This window comes from Prevotella lacticifex, from assembly GCF_019973375.1.
GTDB lineage: Bacteria > Bacteroidota > Bacteroidia > Bacteroidales > Bacteroidaceae > Prevotella > Prevotella lacticifex.
Map to the genome: position 1 here is coordinate 1 of NZ_BPTV01000042.1, position 255 is coordinate 255.

Annotated in this window: 1 rRNA gene; it reads left to right on the forward strand. The window is 49.4% G+C overall.

Annotated elements, in window-relative coordinates:
- Positions 1–64, forward strand: a 16S ribosomal RNA gene (locus LDN30_RS16315); the annotation flags it as partial.
- Between the last annotated feature and the right edge of the window lie 191 nt (positions 65–255).

Below are 255 nucleotides of genomic sequence, written 5' to 3' on the forward strand. Positions count from 1 at the left end.
GGTAATTGGGGCTAAGTCGTAACAAGGTAGCCGTACCGGAAGGTGCGGCTGGAACACCTCCTTTCTGGAGAGGAGCGTTATGTTTGGTCCGACAGACGTTATCTTATAAGTTAAGGCAACCGGTCTTGCTTCTTGTACCTCTCACCCTCTGTCTTTTTTATGATATTAGCGAGAAAGAGGAAGCCGGGCTTTTTGTTGATGCCCAGGTCTTGGACAGAGCCATCCCGGAGTCGTAGAACAACAGTCCTATAGCTC